This window comes from Pseudomonas sp. PA-4-8C (assembly GCF_021606625.1).
Classification (GTDB): domain Bacteria; phylum Pseudomonadota; class Gammaproteobacteria; order Pseudomonadales; family Pseudomonadaceae; genus Aquipseudomonas; species Aquipseudomonas lactis.
Genome location: NZ_WKCD01000529.1, coordinates 1 through 1,433 on the forward strand (window position 1 = coordinate 1; position 1,433 = coordinate 1,433).

Below are 1,433 nucleotides of genomic sequence, written 5' to 3' on the forward strand. Positions count from 1 at the left end.
GTCGATGCCCAGCTGACCTACCTGAATTCGCAGGGCAAGACCGAGATCCTGAACTACCGCAAATTTGCCGAGTGCCACAGCGATAACTGAGCCCGGCCCACATTTCATCAGGAGACCCTTATGTTCCTCATCGCATTCCTGGGCGGCTTATTGACCGTCCTCAGCCCTTGTATCCTGCCGGTCGTGCCATTTCTGTTCGCGGGTATCGACCGCACACGCTCATCGATCCTGCTTACCCTTGGTGGCATGGTCCTGACCTTCGCGCTGGTTTCCAGCCTGGCCGTGGTCAGCAGTGAATGGGTGATTCAGGCCAACAACACCGGGCGTCATGTGGCACTGGTGGTGATGGCGCTGTTTGCCTTGTCGCTGATCTCGGCGCGAATCAGTGGCTGGCTGGCCAGCCCGTTCGTGTTACTGGGCAATCGCCTTGACCCCCAGACGCGCAAAATGTCCGGGCCGCTGGGTTCGCTGATGATCGGCGTCGCCACGGGCCTGCTCTGGGCGCCGTGCGCCGGGCCTATCCTCGGGGTGATCCTTACCGGCGCCATGCTGCAAGGCGCCAATGCGCAAACCAGCCTGCTGCTGGTCGCCTACGGCCTGGGCAGTGCACTGTCGTTGGGTGCGCTGATTTTCGCCGGACGTGGTTTAGTCAATCGCCTGAAGGCCTCGATTCCGGTTACTGGTTGGCTGCGGCGCGCCACCGGTTTTGCGGTCCTGTCCGCAGCGCTGATGATTTCTACCGGTGCCGACAAGACGCTGTTGGCCGGGGCGTCGTCCGAAGGCGTCAGCGTGCTGGAAAAAGGCGTGCTGCAAAGCGTCCCCAAAGTCGTCGAATACCTGGTAAGCAAGGCCAAGGCTGAACCCACCCTCGACAACGCCCAAGGCCCGATGCCGTCGCTGTCCGGCGCGGTGGAATGGCTCAATTCGCCCGCGCTGACCAGTGAATCGCTCAGAGGCAAAGTGGTGCTCGTCGATTTCTGGACTTACGACTGCATCAATTGCCAGCACACCCTGCCGTACGTGAAGGACTGGGCGCAGAGGTACGAGAAGGATGGCTTGGTGGTAATCGGCGTCCACACCCCGGAATACGGTTTTGAACGCATCATCAGCAATGTCAGGGATCAGGTGAAAAAGCTCGGCATCACTTACCCGGTAGCCATCGATAACAACTACGCGATCTGGCGCAACTTCGATAACCAGTACTGGCCCGCGCACTACCTGATCGACGCCAAAGGGCAAGTGCGTTTCACCCACTTCGGAGAAGGTCGCTACGAGACGCAGGAAAAGATGATTCAGCAACTGCTGCAGGAGGCGAAAGCTCCAGCCGCGTAACCCTTGAAAATCCATGGCCCACAGGCAACGCGCTGTGGGCCATTAGCTTTTTCTGCTGCGGCCTGGGTTGCGCGACCACACTCTCCCGCCCACCCCAGGCT

The 1,433-nt window shown here is 60.2% G+C and carries 1 protein-coding gene and 1 pseudogene; both read left to right on the forward strand.

Annotated features, from left to right (window positions below):
- Positions 1 to 90: pseudogene (locus tag GIW04_RS30690) on the forward strand (DUF2790 domain-containing protein); the annotation flags it as partial.
- 30 nt (positions 91 to 120) lie between these two features.
- Positions 121 to 1,332 (forward strand): cytochrome c biogenesis protein DipZ, encoded by a 1,212-nt coding sequence (locus GIW04_RS30695; RefSeq protein WP_120248041.1) that lies wholly within the window; start codon positions 121 to 123, stop codon positions 1,330 to 1,332.
- The last annotated feature ends 101 nt before the right edge of the window (positions 1,333 to 1,433 follow it).